Annotated in this window: 15 protein-coding genes; 7 read left to right on the top strand and 8 right to left on the bottom strand. The window is 66.2% G+C overall.

Going from position 1 to position 16,179, the window contains the following annotated elements:
* The first annotated feature begins 73 nt into the window (after window positions 1-73).
* From ASF77_RS10015 to ASF77_RS10005, 3 genes are read left to right on the top strand one after another with little or no spacing between them, the layout of a single operon-like run.
* The gene (locus ASF77_RS10015) at window positions 74-472 is read left to right on the top strand and encodes a GntR family transcriptional regulator (RefSeq protein WP_056338498.1); all 399 of its coding nucleotides are present in this window, start codon (window positions 74-76) and stop codon (window positions 470-472) included.
* Window positions 469-1,338: an ABC transporter ATP-binding protein gene (locus ASF77_RS10010; RefSeq protein WP_056338493.1), complete on the top strand. Its 870-nt coding sequence runs from the start codon at window positions 469-471 to the stop codon at window positions 1,336-1,338. Before ASF77_RS10015 ends, ASF77_RS10010 begins: the two co-directional genes overlap by 4 nt.
* Window positions 1,335-2,771, top strand: coding sequence for a hypothetical protein (locus ASF77_RS10005; protein ID WP_056338489.1), 1,437 nt, complete (start codon window positions 1,335-1,337; stop codon window positions 2,769-2,771). Before ASF77_RS10010 ends, ASF77_RS10005 begins: the two co-directional genes overlap by 4 nt.
* Window positions 2,772-2,783: 12 nt before the next feature.
* Here the strand turns inward: ASF77_RS10005 and ggt are convergent, their stop codons facing one another.
* Both ggt and ASF77_RS09995 read right to left on the bottom strand, forming a co-directional pair.
* Entirely contained in the window at window positions 2,784-4,541 is a 1,758-nt protein-coding gene (gene ggt / locus ASF77_RS10000) for a gamma-glutamyltransferase (RefSeq protein WP_056338486.1), read from the bottom strand.
* Window positions 4,538-4,966: a hypothetical protein gene (locus ASF77_RS09995; protein ID WP_056338483.1), complete on the bottom strand. Its 429-nt coding sequence runs from the start codon at window positions 4,964-4,966 to the stop codon at window positions 4,538-4,540. The genes ggt and ASF77_RS09995 overlap by 4 nt, the downstream gene beginning before the upstream one ends.
* A gap of 152 nt (window positions 4,967-5,118) precedes the next feature.
* Here ASF77_RS09995 and pstS point away from each other — a divergent pair, with 152 nt between their 5' ends.
* A complete protein-coding gene (gene pstS / locus ASF77_RS09990) occupies window positions 5,119-6,162 on the top strand; it encodes a phosphate ABC transporter substrate-binding protein PstS (RefSeq protein ID WP_056338480.1) in 1,044 nt (347 codons plus the stop codon).
* Between the two features lie 184 nt (window positions 6,163-6,346).
* Window positions 6,347-9,037, top strand: coding sequence for a polysaccharide deacetylase family protein (locus ASF77_RS09985; RefSeq protein WP_056338479.1), 2,691 nt, complete (start codon window positions 6,347-6,349; stop codon window positions 9,035-9,037).
* Between the two features lie 298 nt (window positions 9,038-9,335).
* Here the strand turns inward: ASF77_RS09985 and ASF77_RS09980 are convergent, their stop codons facing one another.
* From ASF77_RS09980 to ftsY, 5 genes are all read right to left on the bottom strand, one after another.
* The gene (locus ASF77_RS09980) at window positions 9,336-9,719 is read right to left on the bottom strand and encodes a VOC family protein (protein ID WP_056339026.1); all 384 of its coding nucleotides are present in this window, start codon (window positions 9,717-9,719) and stop codon (window positions 9,336-9,338) included.
* A gap of 123 nt (window positions 9,720-9,842) precedes the next feature.
* Complete coding sequence (gene rpoH, locus ASF77_RS09975; RefSeq protein WP_056338476.1) at window positions 9,843-10,736, bottom strand: RNA polymerase sigma factor RpoH; 894 nt, start codon at window positions 10,734-10,736, stop codon at window positions 9,843-9,845.
* A 538-nt stretch (window positions 10,737-11,274) separates the two neighbouring features.
* Window positions 11,275-12,195 carry a permease-like cell division protein FtsX gene (ftsX, locus tag ASF77_RS09970; RefSeq protein ID WP_056338474.1) on the bottom strand — a complete coding sequence of 307 codons (921 nt, stop codon included), beginning with the start codon at window positions 12,193-12,195 and terminating at the stop codon, window positions 11,275-11,277.
* Complete coding sequence (locus tag ASF77_RS09965; protein WP_056338471.1) at window positions 12,192-12,866, bottom strand: cell division ATP-binding protein FtsE; 675 nt, start codon at window positions 12,864-12,866, stop codon at window positions 12,192-12,194. Before ASF77_RS09965 ends, ftsX begins: the two co-directional genes overlap by 4 nt.
* 18 nt (window positions 12,867-12,884) lie before the next feature.
* Window positions 12,885-13,988, bottom strand: a complete 1,104-nt coding sequence (gene ftsY / locus ASF77_RS09960; RefSeq protein WP_056338468.1) for a signal recognition particle-docking protein FtsY — start codon at window positions 13,986-13,988, stop codon at window positions 12,885-12,887.
* 284 nt (window positions 13,989-14,272) lie between these two features.
* On the opposite strand from ftsY, the gene ASF77_RS09955 reads away from it, so the two are divergent.
* Window positions 14,273-14,470 (top strand): hypothetical protein, encoded by a 198-nt coding sequence (locus ASF77_RS09955; RefSeq protein WP_056338466.1) that lies wholly within the window; start codon window positions 14,273-14,275, stop codon window positions 14,468-14,470.
* A 44-nt stretch (window positions 14,471-14,514) separates the two neighbouring features.
* On the opposite strand, the gene ASF77_RS09950 is transcribed toward ASF77_RS09955, so the two are convergent.
* Window positions 14,515-15,282 (bottom strand): DUF4261 domain-containing protein, encoded by a 768-nt coding sequence (locus ASF77_RS09950; protein ID WP_056338463.1) that lies wholly within the window; start codon window positions 15,280-15,282, stop codon window positions 14,515-14,517.
* Window positions 15,283-15,529: 247 nt separating this feature from the next.
* Here ASF77_RS09950 and ASF77_RS09945 point away from each other — a divergent pair, with 247 nt between their 5' ends.
* The gene (locus ASF77_RS09945) at window positions 15,530-16,168 is read left to right on the top strand and encodes a hypothetical protein (protein WP_056338458.1); all 639 of its coding nucleotides are present in this window, start codon (window positions 15,530-15,532) and stop codon (window positions 16,166-16,168) included.
* The last annotated feature ends 11 nt before the right edge of the window (window positions 16,169-16,179 follow it).

The raw sequence follows: 16,179 nt of genomic DNA, 5'->3' as shown, positions 1-16,179 counted from the left end.
CAAGAACGGATTTTCTTGTTGACATCGCCACACATTGTGTCTACTGTATTAATCAACTAATACACTAGACGCCATGGCCACCCACACCGCCCAGCTGTTTTCGATCACCACCGGCTCTCCCGAGCCGATCTACCGCCAGCTCGTCGAGCAGGTGCGGCGCCTGATCGCCGCCGGCCAGATGGCGCCCGGCGACGGCATGCCTTCCGTGCGCGAAGTGGCGCAGGCGCTGGCGCTGAACCCGATGACCGTCTCCAAGGCTTACAGCCTGCTCGAGATGGAAGGCCTGCTCACCCGCAAGCGCGGCATGGGCATGAGCGTGGCCGAACGCGCGCCCAGCGGCCACAGCGCCGCCGAGCGCGCCGAACTGCTGCGGCCCACGCTCGAACGCGCGGCCCTGGAAGCGCGCCAGCTCGAACTCGATCCCGACACCGTCCTCAACCTCTTCACCCTCATCCTGAAGGAACAAGCATGAACACCCCGATCGTCCAGCTTTCGTCGATCAGCAAGAAGTTCGACAGCGCGCCCGTATTGAATGGCCTCGACTGGCAGGTGATGCCGGGGCAGGTGATCGGCCTGTTGGGGCGCAACGGCGCCGGCAAGTCGACCCTGCTCGAATGCCTGCTCGGGGTGCGCGAACTGGACGCCGGCAGCGTGCATATCTACGGCGAGGAGGTGCGCAACCTGTCGGATGCCACCCGCGCCCGCATCGGCTACGTGCCGCAGAAATCCGACCTGTTCGACTGGATGACGCCGCGCCAGATGCTGGCCTACTTCAAGGCTCTGTACCCGCGCTGGAACGACGCCAAGGTGAACGGCCTGCTCGAGCGCTGGGGCTTCGACCAGCTCATGCAGAACAAGGCGATCGCCAAGCTTTCCGGCGGCGAGCAGCAGCGCCTGTCGATCATTCGCGCGCTCGGGCCCGATCCGGAACTGCTGGTGCTCGACGAGCCGGTCTCCGCGCTCGATCCGGTCGGCCGCCGCGACTTCCTGCGCGAGCTGATCGACGGCGTCATCGAATACGGCACCACGGTGGTGTTCTCGACCCATATCCTGTCCGACCTCGAACGTGTGGCGCTGGACGTCGCCTTCCTCAAGGATGGCAAGATCGCGCTGCAGGGCCAGCTCGACGAACTGCTGGAAGGCGCGCGCCGCGTAGTCGGCCCCGGCGCCGTGCTCGACGGCATGAAGCTGGCCGGTGAACTGCGCCGCCAGCGCTCGCGTGACGGCTCGGTCAGCGTGGTCACGCAGGGCGCGGCGCTCGGCACGATCGGCGCCCAGCCCGGCGTGCGTGTGGAGAGCCTGAGCCTGGAAGACCTGTTCATCGAGGTGACGCAATGAAGCCCGTACTGCGCGATTTCGCCATGCTGTGGCGCGCGGGGCTGACCATCCGCCCGGGACGCGTGCACCTCGTGCTGGCCGGCCTGACGCTGCTGGCCATGCTCGTCTTCGGCTTGCTGGCCTGGGTCAAGACCTCCGATCCGTTCGAAGTGCTCGCCAATTGCCTGCGCGCTGCCTTCGCCGTACCGGCCATCGGTTATCTAGGATATTTCGTGCCGACCGCCGTCCGGCTCAACACCCCGGCGAATGCGGCCCTGGTGCCGCGCATGCGCCGCCGCCTGATCCAGCTGACGGCGCTGGCATGGCTGGTGACGGCGGCAGTGAGCGCCTTGCTGGCCGCGGGCACCACGCTGCCGATGCGCTGGCCTTTCCTGTTTGTCGGCTTCTGGCTGATCGCGGTCGGCCTGATCGCGAGCGGCCATCGTGCCGGCATGGTGCTCCTGTTCGGCTTCCCGATGCTCTCCGTGTTTAACCGGGCGATTCCCGATGCGTGGCTGGCGCTGCTCGCCACGACGCCGGGCCTTGTGGTTGCCACCTTGCTGCTGCTGGCCGTGGCCGCCTGGACGCTCGAGACCATGTTCCCGCCTGGCGGCGACCGCCATTTCAAACTGCGCGCGGCGCAGAAGCGGGCGCTGGAGCGGCGCACCATGGGCGGGCAGGCGCGCCAGCCGGGTATCCAGGAGATGGCGCGCTCGGTGTACAACGTGGTCTTGCGCCGCGCCAGCGCCCGGCGCGACAGCGGCGCGCTGATGATGCACGTGCTGGGCCCGGTCGCCCATCCGATGCAGCTTGCCGTGCAGGTACCGCTGATCCTCGCCGGCGCGGCCGTCGTGATGTTCCTGCTGCGCCACCAGGCGAACGCCGATATCCTCGAGGCCGTCGCGCAAGGCAGCTGGACCGGCGTGTCGTGGGCGCAGCTGCTCCTGCTGTTCTATCAGGAACGCCGCCTGGCGCGGCTCGACACCACCCGCGGCGAACAAAGCCTGGTGAAGCTGGCGCCCGCACTGCCTGGCGGCGCCGCTGCGTTCAACCGCCTGTTCAACCGCCGCCTGCTGGGCGCGGTCATGGGCGAATGGATCGCCATCTCGGCGCTGATGCTGGGCATCCTCGTCATCACCGGCGCCTCGGCGGACATCTTCTGGCGTCAGCTCTGCTTCTGCTGCCTGAGCTTGCCGGTGCTGGCATCGGCCCTGCGCGACCACGCCCGCCGCAGCGTCAGTGCCATCAGTAGCGGCGTGCGGCTGTTCCTGGGGCTGGCAGCGTCGACGGCCGTTTCCTTCGCGGCGGCCTTCGTCGCCAGCCGCGTCCTCGGCACGCCGCTGCTGCCGACGGCCGCGCTAGTATCGGTGCTGCTGGCCGTGCTGGCGACGGGCTGGCGCTGGCGCGCCCTGGCCGATGCGCCGCACGCCTTTCCGGTGGGGCGCCTGGCTTGAACCCAAACGCGCTCAGTGCGCGCGTTTCTGCACCAGCGCGCTGCCGACCCCGTGACGCCGGCCTTCGCTCACCGCCGTCACGGTGCCGTCGGGATTGAAGACGATCGCATTCGCCGCGCCGATCTCCTCGGGCGGCGTTTCCCATCCGTGGCCGAATCCTTCCAGCGCCTTGGACTGGCCTGAACCGGCAAACCCCGGTTCGACCGAGGTAAGGGCGCCGTTACGCTGCGACAGGCGCGGCGCATTGATCGCCGCATCCATCGGCATGCCGAAGTCGACGTGGTTGACGATGGTTTGCAGCACGGTGGTGATGATGGTCGAACCGCCCGGACTGCCGATGGTGAAGGCCGGCTTGCCGTTCCTGAGGACGATGGTCGGCGCCATGCTGCTGCGTGGGCGCTTGCCGGCTTCCGGCACGTTCGGGCGCGGACCCGAGAAATCGAAATCGGTCATCTCGTTGTTGAGCAGGAAGCCGTAGCCCGGCACCACGATGCCGCTGCCGCCCCAGGACTCGATGGTGAAGGTGTAGGAGACTACATTGCCGTCCTTGTCGGAGACGGTGAAGTGGGTCGTGTGCGCGCTCTCCTTGCCCAGCGCCCGTTGCGGACGCGCTTGCGGGCGCAGCGGGATACTCGGATCCTGCTGGAAGGCGTAGGGGTCGCCGGCGGCCACCTCCATCGCCGCGCGTTTAGTATCGATCTGGCTGCGGCGCTGGGCCGCGAATTGCTTCGACAGCAGGCCCGCCACCGGCGCATCGACGTATTCCGGATCGGCCAGATAGGCATTGCGGTCGGCAAAGGCGAGGCGGCTCGCTTCCAGGTAGAGGTGCTCGGCGTTCGCACGCGGCATCGCTTTCAAATCGTAGCCTTCGAGGATGTTCAGCGCTTCGGCGACGGTGACGCCGCCGCTGCTCGGCAGCGGCATGCCATACAGTTCATAACCGCGGTAGGTGCTGACGACCGGCTGGCGGATGCGCGCCTCGTAGTTGGCGAGGTCGGCCAGCATCATGCTCCCGCCGCGTACGCTGCTGCCCGCGGCCACCGGCGGGCGCTGGACGGCGTCGACGATGGCACGCGCCATCGGCCCTTCATAAAAGGCGCGCTGGCCGCGGGCGGCGATTTCGCGGTAGGCCTTGGCCATGTCCGGATTGCGCAGCAGGGTGCCGGGTTTGACCGCCTTGCCGTCCCGCAGATACAGCGCGCTGGTGGTCGCGAACTGCTGGAATTTCCTTTCATTTTCGCGCGTCAGTTGAGAAAAAATTCCACTGACCTTGAAACCCTTGTTGGCGACGTCGATGGCGGGCGCCAGCACCTGTTTGAAATGCATGGTGCCGTAGCGCTCCAGCGCCTCGTGCCAGCCGCGCACCGTCCCCGGCACGCCGACGGCCGCGCCGCTCGCCACCGCTTTCTCGAAATCGATCTCCTTGCCGTTCTCCAGGAAGGCCGCCGGCGTGACGGCGGCCGGCGCCGTTTCGCGGTGGTCGATCGTGATCACGCGCTTGTCCTTGGCCAGATAAATCACCATGAAGCCGCCGCCGCCGATGCCGCAGCTGAATGGGTCGGTCACGCCCAGCGTGGCCGCGGCGGCGACGGCGGCGTCGATGGCATTGCCGCCCTTGTTCAGGATGCTCATGGCCGATTGCGAGGCCTGTTCGCTGATGGTGGCGACGGCGCCGCCGCTGCCGGTGGCGACCGGCGTCTTGGCAAGCGCGAGCGGCGCGTGGAGGATGATGGTGAGGGAGAGGGTGAGGGCGGTCGCGGTGCGGGTCATGGAGTTTTGGGCGGGGTGGAAGAATCGGGCGCGGTGAGGGTGAGGGTGAGGATGGCGCGGTGGCGCGCGCTCTTGCCTTCGGCGGCGGGCGCGGAAATGGCATCAGCGTCGAGCACGATACGGCGCCCGTTCAGCGCCTTCGGTGCAGCCTCGGGCTGTGCCGGCGAGAGGGTGAACTCCTCGAGGGCGGCGCCGTCCTGGCGGATGCTGAAGCGGTAGACCAGCTTGCCGGCCCAGACGCAGCGCACGCCGGGCGGGCAGCGGCTGTCGTCGGCGGCGTCGAAGCTGAGCGTGAGGCCGGGCATGACCTCGGCCGACCCGCCCGGTTCGAGCGTGAACGGCCCCGCCGAGGGCAGCACGCCGGGCGCGCCAGCGCAGGCGGCGAGGGTAATGCAGGCGACGGGGATGAGGAGCAGGTGGCGCATCGCAAATCAGAGGTGTCGGTGTGCGCAGCATAGCAAGTTTGCCCGGCCGCGGGCGCGTGGTACGGCGTCAAACGGCGTCAAACGGCGTCATACAGCCGTCATATTCGCTGGCTAGACTGCCCGCATCACTTACCCACCCTGAGCTAGAAAAAATGAAAATCAAGCACATGTTCAAAACGATGATCGCCGGTGCCGCTGCTGCGATGGTGATGTCCTCTTCCTTCGCCGCCGATGTGACCGGCGCCGGCGCGACCTTCCCGTACCCGATCTACGCCAAGTGGGCCGAGATGTACAAGGCCGCCACCGGCACCGGCATGAACTACCAGTCGGTCGGCTCGGGCGCCGGCATCAAGCAGATCAAGGCCAAGACCGTCGACTTCGGCGCCTCGGACATGCCGCTGAAAGCCGCTGAACTGGAAGAAGCCGGCCTGATGCAGTTCCCGGCGATCATGGGCGGCGTAGTCGCCGTCGTCAACGTCGAGGGCGTTGCCCCGGGCCAGCTGAAGATGACCGGCCCGGTGCTGGCCGACATCTACCTCGGCAAGATCACCAAGTGGAACGCGCCCGAGATCGCGGCCTTGAACCCGGGCGTCAAGCTGCCGGCCGACGACATCACCGTCGTCCACCGCGCCGACAGCTCGGGCACCTCCTTCCTGTTCACCGACTACCTGTCGAAGGTGAACCCTGAATTCCAGAGCAAGATCGGCGCCGGCACGGCCGTGAAATGGGCGACCGGCGTGGGCGGCAAGGGCAACGAAGGCGTCGCCGCGAACGTCCAGCGCATCAAGGGCTCGATCGGCTATGTCGAGTGGGCCTACGCCAAGAAGAACAAGCTCTCGCACACCCAGCTGAAGAACAAGGACGGCCAGTTCCTGCAGCCGGACGACGAGAACTTCAAGGCTGCTGCCGCCAGCGCCGAATGGACGAAGACCCCGGGCTTTGCCGTCGTCCTGACCGACACCGCCGGCAAGAACAGCTGGCCGATCACCGGCGTGTCCTACATCCTGATGCACAAGGCCCAGGCTGACGCCGCCAAGGGCAAAGAGGTCGTGAAGTTCTTCGACTACGCCTACAAGAACGGCACCGCCGCCGCCGCCGAGCTGGACTATGTGCCGATGCCGGCATCGGTCGTCAAGCTGGTGCAGGGCGCATGGAAGGTGCAGCTGAAGGACGCGTCGGGCGCGGCGATTTATTGATATGACGCGGGCACGAGGCCTGCGCAAGCTGGAGTAGGGTTAGCGGCGGTCTTCACAGGGATCGCCGCTTTTTTTATGCGTGTGTTTCGCAGCTGTCTCGTTATTAATACATTCACCACGTTTTCCCCACACCGGCGGTGACGGATGATATTGTTGCCAGAATAAAACTAATTCTGCCAACCCCGTGAAACGCAAATTCCTCTACTACGTCGCCGGCGTCGCCGCCCTGGCCGGCGCCGCCGCCGGCAGCCTGATCGTCGGCACCCGCTCGCCCGCACCTGCTTCCGCACCCGCGCCCGCGCCAGTCCCCGCCAATGTCGCCGCGAAGCCCGCTACCGACACCAGCGCCGTCACAGCCGACATGCGCGCGCTGCTGGACGCCTACCGCAAGATCATCGTGCTGACCCAGGACGAAGCGACGCTCTCGAGCGAGGAAAAGGCGCAAGCCAACCGCGTTGGCCAGCAGCTGTTCCACGAAAACCAGGCGCGCATCGGCCAGCTCGACGAGGCGCTGGCGCGGCTGCTGGCCGTGAACGATCCGGGGCGCTTCGAGGCCATCGGCACGGTGCTCGATTACGTCGAATCGGGCGAGGGCCTGTACGACGCCGACCGTCTGGTCTTCCGCGAAGTGATGAGTTCCCTCCTTGGCCACGTGGCGAAGGATTCCTCGCTGCCGGCGATCAAGCTGCACAAGCGGATATCGGAAGACCTCGATGCACTGGCCGAGATCGAACGCAATTACGAAAAGGAGATCCGCGCCGTGTTCGGCCGCTTCGAGTCGCGCGCGATCACGCTCAAGCGCGAGAAGTGGGACAGCTATGTCGCCTACCTGAAGACGATCTACCAGCGCGAGCGCATCCTCAAGGATTACGGCGTGGTGCTGCCTTATCCTTCCAAGCCCGAGGCCGCGCAGCCGCCGGCGCAGGCCGGCCGCGAGGAAGAGGAGATCTTCGGCCGCACGCTGCCGAAGAAGACCATCGTGCTGACCTTCGACGACGGCCCGCACCGCCGCTACACCGACGAGATCGCCGCCATCCTCAAGCAGTACAACGCGCCGGCGATCTTCTTCAGCGTGGGCCGCAATATCGGCGCGCTCGACGCCCAGGGCAAGACGACCCTGAACGGCGGCGCCCAGGTCAGCCGGCGCCTGAAGCAGGCCGGCTATGTGCTGGCCAACCACAGCTTCTCGCACGTGCAGCTCTCCAAGCAGACGGGCGAAGGACTGAAGGCGGAGATCCTGCATACCGACGCCTTGCTGAAAGCGGTCGACCCGGAACGGTCGCCGCTGTTTCGCTTCCCCTACGGCGCGCGCAACAAGGAGGGCATGCAGGCGCTGGAGAACGCCCACCTGAAGTCGGTCATGTGGAACATCGATTCACTCGATTGGGCCGATCCGGTGCCGTCCTCGATCGCCGAGCGCGTGCTGCGCACGGTCGACAAGGAAGGACGCGGCATCGTCCTGTTCCATGACATCCACGAGCGTACCGTGAAGGCGCTGCCGGCCATTCTCGACCGCTTGACGGCCGAGGGCTATCAGTTCGCCGGCTGGGACGGCCAGTCCTTCAAGACGGCGGGCAGCGCCGCGCCGGCCGCCGTACCGCGCGCGGCCGCCACCGGCTATGCCAATTCGTGGGCGATCGTGGTCGGCATCGACAAGTACCAGAAATGGCCGCAGCTGCAGTATGCCGTGCGCGATGCCGAAGGTGTAGGCCAGATGCTGGTGCAGAAGTTCGGCTTTGCGCCCGAGCGCGTGCTCACCCTGAAGAACGAGCAGGCCACCCGCAACGGCATCCTGGCCGCCTTCCACGACCGCCTGGCGCACAGCAAGCTGCAGCCGAACGACCGCCTCTTCGTCTTCTTCGCCGGCCATGGCGCGACGCGCAAACTCAGTTCCGGACGCGACCTCGGCTACATCGTCCCGGTCGACGCCGATCCGGACAAACTCGCCACCGACGCGATCCCGATGACCGAAATCCAGAACATCGCCGAGAGCCTGCCGGCCAAGCACGCGCTGTTCGTGATGGACGCCTGCTACAGCGGCCTGGGGCTGACGCGCGGCGCTGCCAATGGCGCCTTCCTGCGCGATAACGCGCGCCGCCTGGGCCGGCAGATGCTGACCGCCGGCGGCACCGACCAGCTCGTGTCCGACGGCGGCCCGAACGGCCACTCGGTGTTCACCTGGACGCTGCTGCAGGCGCTCGGCGGCAAGGGCGATTTGAACGGCGACGGCCTGATCACGGGCACCGAACTGGCGGCCTATGTGGCGCCGGCGGTGTCGAGCGTGTCGCAGCAGACGCCCGCCTTCGGCAGCCTGCCGGGGTCGGAGGGCGGCGAGTTCGTGTTCGAACTGCCGGAGGAAAGCGAGTTCCTGAATACCGCCACGACGCAGTTGTCGAACGATGCGATCGCGCTGAACACCAAGCTCGATGCGCAGGCCTCGGCGCCTGTCGTCGTCGTCAAGGATCTGCAGGGCGGCGAGACCCGGCTCACCGCACCGGCCGCGATTCCCGTGTCGGATCGCCGGAAAGCGCAGCGGGCCAACGACCAGGGGCTGCTGCTGTACAAGGAAAAGCAGTACGCGCAGGCGGAGGCGCAGTTCACCGAAGCGCTGAAGCTGCGGCCGAACTTCGCGCTGGCGGCGAACAATCTCGGCTTCGTGTTCTACAAACAGGAGAAGTATGCCGAGGCGGCGCGCTGGTTCGAGAATGCCGTCAAGATGGATCCGTCGCGCGCGATCGCGTACATGAACCTGGGGGATGCGTATTTCAGGGCGGGGAACAAGGAGAAGGCGAGGGGGGCGTACAAGACCTATCTGGAGTTGACGCCGAATGGGGCGGGGGCGGGGTATGCGCGGGAGCAGATGGGGAAGACGTAATTATTGCGGCGGCCGCGGGGGGGGGGGACGAGCGTTCGTAACGCGTGGGCTCGGGGAGCCCACCCTACGTTACGCATCTGCCGAGACAAAACAGCGATAACGATGGTCGACCGACGTAACGCGGGCATGCCCGCCCTACGGTACACCGCCGTCGCAAGTTCCATCGTTGGCCGTTGTGTAACGTAGGGTGGGCTCTCCCGAGCCCACGCGTTGCGGCATTAAGTCAGCCCACGGCCAACGATAGAACACCGTAGGGCGGGCATGCCCGCGTCAACCCGTCGCCACCACGCGGCCCAATTCACGTGCCATTCAAATTCAACACATTCCCATCCGGATCCTTCAACCACGCCGCCTTCATCCCGTCGGCAACATGAATATCGCCCTCCAGGCGCATCCCCGGCATGTCGTAATGCTCGAAGCGCACCCCCTTGGCGGCGAGCGCGGCGACGACGGCGGCGAGATCGCTGCCGAGATCCCAGGTAATCGCCGTCGCCTTGTTGGTTCCCGCATAGTCCGACTGATACACCTGCACCCGCGTGGCGCCGCTACGGTAGGTAAGGAAATCAGGGTAGCTGCTGCGCTCGCTATCTTCCCGCAGCGCCAGCACCTCGCCGTAGAATGTGCGTGCAGCAGCCATATCGCGTACGCCGACCGTCGCGATCGCATCCGTGTTTGCCAGCATGTCCGCCTCCATGAAGTAGAGATCCCACGCTACGCCCACTCTGCCGCGTGCAGCGCGCGCTTGCCGCACAAAAAAAAGCGGCCCTCGCGGGGCCGCTGTGTACTGCTAGAAACGCCTGGCTGCTTACACGTAGGCCGCCAGCGCGCCCTTCATTTTCTTCAAGGCCGCCGACTCGATCTGGCGGATGCGCTCGGCCGACACGCCGAACTCCTCGGCCAGCGTGTGCAGGGTCGCACCCGAACCGTCGTCGTTCGCCAGCCAGCGCGCTTCGACGATGCGGCGCGAACGCGGGTCGAGCTTGCCCAGCGCCGTTTCCAGGCCTTCGGACTGCAGGCGCGTGACCTGCTCGGCCTCGAGCACGCGGGTCGGCTCCTGCTGGTCGGACGACAGGTAGGCGATCGGTGAGAACTTATCGTCCTCGTCGTCGGTCGGCGCTTCCAGGGCGATATCGCGGCCCGAGAGGCGGGTTTCCATCTCGATGACTTCCTCGCGCTTCACGTCCAGCAGTTTTGCCAGGTCGTCGACCTGGGTCGGGGTCATCGCGTCCAGCCCTACTTTATTGCTACGCAGGTTGAAGAACAGCTTGCGCTGGGCCTTGGTAGTGGCGACCTTGACCAGGCGCCAGTTCTTGAGGATGTACTCATGCATCTCGGCCTTGATCCAGTGCATTGCGTACGACACCAGGCGCACGCCCTGGTTCGGGTCGAAACGCTTCACGGCCTTCATCAGGCCGATATTGCCTTCCTGGATCAGGTCGGCGTGCGGCAGGCCGTAGCCGAGATAGCCGCGCGCAATCGACACCACCAGGCGCAGGTGCGAGAGCACCAGCTTTTGCGCGGCGTCGAGATCGTTCGCTTCCCGCAGCCGCTTTGCCAGCGAGACCTCTTCCTCGTGGGTCAACATCGGCAGGCGATTGACGGCGGAAATGTACGCGTCGATATTGCCGAGATTGCCGGTGAAACCGAGGTTCAGGGCACGATTGCTAGCAGGAACCAATGCGGATTGTGCGGACATCATATTTTTCCCCGTAGAGTAACTTGCTACACCGTCAAGCCGCCGGGACATCCCGGAGGCTGCTGCACGCCGACTGCGTACAGGATGCGATCAGACCTTGTTTACCTTCACTTGAGAACATATATTAGCACTCCCCATGTGAGAGTGCCAGCGACCCTCCCATTCCGGCAAGGCGTTTAAGTTTCATCAAAGTATTTCTAAAAAGAATCAAAAAACGGCTGATTTACTGTAGAGCAGAATCTTGCATAATTGTTGAGATAACTCAACGATGCTGGGCTTGCGGTAGCGATCAGAAGGCCAGATTACGGGCAGCGAACTACCGTTTTCTGTTAATTGGCGCACGAAAGAACGGCTTCAAAGCCCACATGCGCCGATATCCGGCGTGGCGGCGGCATGCATGCCTACAAGCCAAGGCGTGAAAAATCGCAGGGCGGCGCCATATCGTGCAACTCTTGCAAGACAAGGCGATGTACCGGTGACCCAAGCAAAAACGGGTGACAGGGCCTGGCCCTGTCACCCGTTTCGTTTCCCTGGATAAAACTCAGCGCAGGCGCGCCAGGTGCCGCTGTACCGACAGCATGGCCCCGATCAGGCCCAGCCCGGCGCTGATCGCCAGCAGGCCGCCGGCTTCCAGCACGCCGAGCGGCGCCAGCTGGAATTCCGAGGCATACAGCCGCGCAAACTCGGCAATCGCCGCGTTCAAAGGATTGAGCGCCAGCAGCACCGCACCCAGAGCCACCCCGCCCGCACACAGGCCGAGCAGGGCGCCCGTGTAATAAAACGGGCGGTGGATGAAATTGTCGGTCGCGCCCAGCAGCTTGGAGACGGCGATCTCCTCGCGCTGGGTCAGCACCTGCAGGCGGATCGTGTTGAACACCACCGCGATCACGACCACGCCAAGGGTGATCGCCAGCAGCAGCAGCGCCAGGCGCAGGATGCCGAGCAGGGCGGCCAGGCGCTTCACCCAGGCCGAGTCCACCTGCACCGTGTCCACCTGCGGCAGGGCCCCCATCTGCTCGACGATGCCGTCGATGCGGTTGGCGTCGAGCGCACTGGAAAAGCCCTGCAGCTTCATCACATAGCTGTCCGGCAGCGGATTGTCGCCCAGCGTGTCGAGCGCGTCGGACAGGCCGCTGCGCTCCTTCAGCTCTTCCAGTGCCCGTTCGCGCGGCACGAAATCGATGCGGGCCTGGCTGCCCTGCAGGATCTGGCGCAGCTGCGGTTCGAGCGCCTGCGCGTCCTCGCGCGTGGCGGTCGGCTTGACGAACAGGCTCACCTCGGGCTCGACCGAGAGCTGCTCGGACATCGGCCGCACGTTGTCGAGCAGGGTGATGCCGGCGAAGGGCAGGGCCAGCGCGACCGCCACCACCAGCACGTTGAACAGGAAACTGCCCGGCGCCTTGCGCAGGGTCGAGAGCGCCGAGCCGAGCGCGAAGCGGTGCTCGCGGATCCACGGGCTCATGCTGCACCTCCCGTACGATCCGAAGAAACAAGTTGACCGTTCTCCAGCCGGATCACGCGCGCCGCGCCGTCGAGCACCTGCTCGTCGTGGGTCGAGATCAGGCAGGTCACGCCGACCGAGTGGAAGGCGCGCAGGGCATCCAGAACCTTGTCGGCCGCGACGCGGTCGAGGTTGGCCGTCGGTTCGTCGGCCAGGATGATCTGCGGGCGGTTGACGATGGCGCGGGCAATGGCCACGCGCTGCTGCTCGCCGCCGGACAATTCCAGCGGCAGGGCCGCGGCGCGTTCCAGCAGGCCGACCTTGTCGAGCGCGGCGCGGGCGCGCTGCTCGGCGCCGGCCCGGGGCGCACCCGTGACCAGCAGCGGCAGCATCGTATTGGCCAGGATATTCCGGTCGTTCAGCAGGCGCTGGTGCTGGAAGATCAGGCCGAGCTTGCGGCGCAGGAAAGGCACGCCCGCTTTACCGAGCTTGCCGATGTCCTGCCCGAACACGACCACGCGGCCGCTGCTCGGACGCTCGATGGCGGCGATCATCTTCATCAGGGTCGACTTGCCGGCGCCCGACGGCCCGGCCAGGTAGACCAGTTCGCCCTTGTTGATGTTCAGGGACACCTCGCGCAGGGCGGTGGCGTCGACGGAATACTTCTTGGAGACGGAGTGGAATTCGATCATCGCGGGTCGGTTTCTCGTTTAACCCAGCAGCGCTTCGACAAACTCTTCGGCATCGAAGGGCTGCAGATCGTCGAGCTTCTCGCCGACGCCGATGAAGTACACCGGCACCGGACGCGTACGCGCGATCGCGGCCAGCACGCCGCCCTTCGCCGTGCCGTCGAGCTTGGTGATCACCAGGCCCGTCAACTGCAGCGCGTCGTCGAAGGCTTTCACCTGCGCCAGCGCGTTCTGGCCGGTATTGCCGTCGATGACGAGCAGGGTTTCGTGCGGCGCGCCGTCCATGCCCTTGCCGATCACGCGCTTGATCTTCTTCAGTTCTTCCATCAGGTGCAGCTGGGTCGGCAGGCGGCCGGCCGTATCGACCATGACGACGTCGACGCCGCGCGCCTTGCCCGACTGGACGGCGTCGAAGGCCACCGCGGCCGGGTCGCCCGAGGCTTGCGAGATCACGGTGACGTTGTTGCGCTGGCCCCAGACCATCAACTGCTCGCGCGCGGCGGCGCGGAAGGTGTCGCCGGCGGCCAGCAGCACGGACTGATCCGAGCGCTGCATGTGCTTGGCGAGCTTGCCGATGGTGGTGGTCTTGCCGGCGCCATTGACGCCCGCGATCATCATCACCAGCGGCTCGTGGCGGCCCAGTTCCAGCGGCTTTTGCAGCGGCGCCAGCATCTCGATCATCAGCACCTTCAGCGCCGCTTTCACGGCGGCGGCGTCGAGCAGCTTGTCTTCCTTGACCTTGCGGCGCAGGGCGTCGAGCAGGAACTGCGTCGCGTCCATGCCGGCGTCCGACATCAGCAGCGCGGACTCGAGTTCCTCGTACAGGTCTTCGTCGATGCGCGCGCCGACGAACAGCAGCGAGAGGTTGCTGGAGGTTTTCGACAGGCCGGCTTTTAGGCGCGTCATCCAGGATTTTTTCTTTTCCGCTTCCGTAGTCGGGCGCTCGGCGGTTTCCTCGATGAAGAGATCGGCTTCGGCGAGGACTGGCGGGGCCGCGGGCGTCAAGATCGGCGCAGGGGCGGGAGCCGGGGCCGGTTCGGGGATCTGGGTGGCGGGGGCCGGCGCAAGCTCGTTCGGCGCCGGCGTGTCAGGAGCGGCTTTTTTTCTTTTGAAGAAACTAAACATGGGTTCAGTAAAGGAGGGTAGTGCATGCACATGCCGGCTTGCTGCACCGGCACGACGAAAAGGGTCGCGCGTATTTTACCAGAGGGACGTACTGACGAATCGGCAACGAACTGGGCCGGGTGCGACCGTGCCGGCGTGCGCAAACGCGACAGTTCGGCGGCAGGGTGCGGGCATGGTTCGACAGCCTGAAACGGGCAAAACCTGGGCCAGGCGTGCGCACTGGCGAGCATGCCTGCGCAGGGCTAGAGTAAGGCGAATTGCTGACCTGAGCCAGGAGAAGACCGATGAATGTCCGGAAGCTGATCCAGCGGCTGCGCGCAAGCGGCTATGTCCCTGGTTCCGCGGCCACGCTGCGGCAGGCCATCGCCTGGGCTTTCATCGCGCTGGTCGCGCTCTTCCTCACGCATCCGGCGGCCGAGCAGCGGGGCGCGTCCGATGCGCCGCTGCCGGCCGAACGCACCCCGCAGCCTGCGGCGCGGTAGATCGTGCCGCGCTTATCGTCCTTGCCGCTCTTTGTCCTTGCCGCTTATTGTCCCTGTCGATTACGAGCCCACCAGTTGCCCTTCTTTTCCGGCGCCACCGGCGTCAGGCGCCAGGCGCCGTAGGGATTGTTGAACAGCGAGCCTTCGCCGTAGTCGATCGCCTCGACCCGTTCGACCCGGTACACCGGCTTGCCTTCGCTGACCGAGAACGTGTGGCCGTCGGCCAGCTCCGGCGCGTGTTCCAGCAGGTAGCGCGTGAAGAAGCGCAGCATGTCGGCCGCCTGCGCCTTGTCGCCGCCGCTCGTGATCGCTTCGGGCAGGCCGAAGTTGTGCATGCCGCAGGAGTAGACGTCGTTGCCGGCCACGTACACCACCAGGGCGCGGTGCGCGGTCAGCTGCTCGAGCTGATCGCTCATGTCCGTCCAGTAGGCCGGCGCATGGGCGATGCCGGTGCTGTCGACCTTCACGCCGAGCCCGCCCGCATCGATCAGGGCCGTCCCGGCGCGCATCATCGCATCGGCCGCCGCGCGCGAGCCGCCCGGCCCGATCAGGTAGGCCACCGTCCGGTGCAGGTCGATGTCGGCCATGGCCTCGGTCTTCGCCCAGTGCGGGCCGGCCTTGGCGAAATCGGCCACCAGTTCCGGGTCGGCCCCCTGCAGCACGAGTTCGCAGGCGAAGCCGGTGTCGGGTTCGCGCAGCAGCTTGCCGTCCAGGACATAGCCGGTGCCGCTGGCGGCGATCTCGTCGCGCAGGACGCTGCTGTTTTCCCATGGGCCGGGAATGCACAGTACCAGTTCTGGGGTGATGCTCACGTTGCTCGGTCTCCTCGTCTTGTTATGGGGCCTCGCGCAGGCAGTGCACGATGGCCTGCGCTGGACAGTCCCTCAGTCGGACAGCATAGCCTGTTCGGGACAATGCTGCGTTTCGCAAGCGAAACAAGCGTGCATGGGTACGCGCGGCGGGTAGGCACAGCTCCGCCATCGGCAGGCGGGTAGTTACGGCGGTAGTTACGGCGGTAGTTACGGCGGTAGTTACGGCGGTAGTTACAGCTATACTTTGATGATGGAAACGACCACGCGCAAGCGATCCGCAGTCACCCGCCTGCTCCTCTGGTGCGTGTTCTTGTCCGCGCTGGCCGGCCGCGGCGTACAAGCCGGCGACGGCATGCCGTCGGTCAGCCTGCACCCCGTCGGCCATCCACAACTCGCCGCCGCGGTGGTCTGGAACAGGGGGGAGGACCACGACGGGCTGATTCGCCTCGACCGGGAGTCGGGGCTGTTCGAGGCCGCCGCCACTGACGGCTCGTCGCCGCTGCTGTTGCACGTGCGTGCGCAGCCGGGCGCGCGGGTGGCGGTGCGGCAGCGCTCCGTCACTTACCTGAACGTGGGTGACGAAGGCCCGCATGTCGACGTGCCCGGCACCGAACAGCGCGGCGCCTGGTCGCCCTTGGACGCGGCGGCCCATGGCGTGTTCCGGGTGCGGGAGCCGGTCACCCAGCCGCTCGCCATGCGGCGCGCGCATATCGCCAAGGCGCTGGCCGATGATGCGCGCTGGCGCGATCTCGCGGCGGCCTGCCCGGGGCCGGACGCGGGCGCCTGCTATACCGTGACCGATCCCGAATTCGAGATCACGTTTACTGCCCCGACTGGCACGGTGCGGCGCGCGATCGTGCGCGTCTTTTTTCCGAACGGGTGCTGAGGGCGGGATCG

It is taken from the genome of Massilia sp. Leaf139 (assembly GCF_001424165.1).
Classification (GTDB): domain Bacteria; phylum Pseudomonadota; class Gammaproteobacteria; order Burkholderiales; family Burkholderiaceae_D; genus Telluria.
The sequence above is the reverse complement of the archived record's forward strand: the minus strand, read 5'-3'. Positions and strand labels throughout refer to the sequence as shown.